Genomic DNA, 1,298 nt, shown 5'->3' on the forward strand with positions numbered 1-1,298 from the left:
TATCAGCCGCTCAGCGCAAAACCTCTGCATCCAAAGCGTGAATCAGATTTTACGCCAAACGGGAATCCCCTAATCCCCACTTTCGCAACAGGTCTAAGATGTTCCCGATGATTTCAGCGATTTGGTGGCCAAGTTGACCGACAAACCCAAACGGCCGAAAGCCAAATAGATGGCCGACAATGCCCAAACCGCCCCGTCCGACGTTGAGCTCTATGATATCCGCAAGGATATGGTTGCTCTGATCCCCGCACTGCGTGCCTTCGCGCGCGGGCTGTGCCGGGATCGCGTTTACGCAGATGATCTGGTGCAGGAAGCGATGATGCGCGCCTGGGCGTCGCGTCACACCTTTATCCCAGGCACCAATTTCCGCGCCTGGATGTTCAGGATTTTGCGCAACCACTTCTACAGCAACGCGCGCAAACACAACCAGTTTGCGGTTTGGGATCCGGAAGCGGCCGAACGCATCCTTGTGCAAGAGCCAACCCAGGAATCCGGCATCCATGTTGAGGATGTGAACAAGGCGATGCTCAAACTGCCAGCGCAGCAGCGTGAAATGCTGCTGCTGATCGCCGGGGCGGGCATGAGCTATGAAGACGCCGCGGTCGTTGCCGGATGCAATATCGGCACCGTGAAAAGCCGCCTCAATCGTGGCCGGGCCGCCATCAAGGCGATGATCGAAGCGACCCCCGCCGAAGCGTCAGTCTGATCCTGCCAGCTGTACGATGCAGCAGTCTCCGCTATGCTGTGCCGCTTCACGACATCACGCAAAACGGGCCCGTTCAATGAACGGGCCCGCTGGGGGATCCTTGCGCGGTCATCGCGCGGGTCAGATCACATCCGATGACTATTCGGGATCGCGAACAGCTTCGGCCTTGTTTTCCATGGCATCGGCCTTGGCCTCGCCTTGTTCACGGACGGCCTGCGCCCGGTCTTCAGTGGCTTGTTCGGCTGCCGAATCAACGCCATCGACGCGCTGATCCATGTCGTCAGCCTTGTCTTCCATGACGTCTGCGGTTGCATCAGCATTTTCGCGGACATCATCGGCGCCTGCTTCGAGAGCGTCGGCGTTTTGCTCGGCTTCGGCGGTAGGAGCCTGATTGCAAGCCAGAAGAGCCAGGCTGCTGGCCCCGACGAGCGCAAATTTGAGAATATTCATCAGTCTATCTCCTGAATTAACGGACGCGGCCGCGACGGAAGAGGTTAATAGACCTGTTGCGAAAGCCGGGCCAGTTTGATTTTTCTGGGACATCGAGTGAGGACAGGGGGGTGTCTTTTGATGCAAGGGATCAGAAGCCGGC

The 1,298-nt window shown here is 58.0% G+C and carries 2 protein-coding genes; one reads left to right on the forward strand and one right to left on the reverse strand.

Going from position 1 to position 1,298, the window contains the following annotated elements:
- The first annotated feature begins 169 nt into the window (after positions 1–169).
- Positions 170–706: a sigma-70 family RNA polymerase sigma factor gene (locus C0V72_RS16095; RefSeq protein ID WP_101795132.1), complete on the forward strand. Its 537-nt coding sequence runs from the start codon at positions 170–172 to the stop codon at positions 704–706.
- Between the two features lie 138 nt (positions 707–844).
- Here C0V72_RS16095 and C0V72_RS16100 read toward each other — a convergent pair.
- On the reverse strand, positions 845–1,298 hold a 454-nt coding region (locus C0V72_RS16100), incomplete at its 5' end, for a hypothetical protein (protein ID WP_234000000.1).

This window comes from Porphyrobacter sp. TH134 (assembly GCF_002855495.1).
Classification (GTDB): Bacteria; Pseudomonadota; Alphaproteobacteria; order Sphingomonadales; family Sphingomonadaceae; genus Erythrobacter.

Excerpts from the sequence above, each read along its gene's own strand:
- C0V72_RS16095 (WP_101795132.1), top strand. The coding sequence starts at position 170 with ATGGCCGACAATGCCCAAACCGCCCCGTCCGACGTTGAGCTCTATGAT.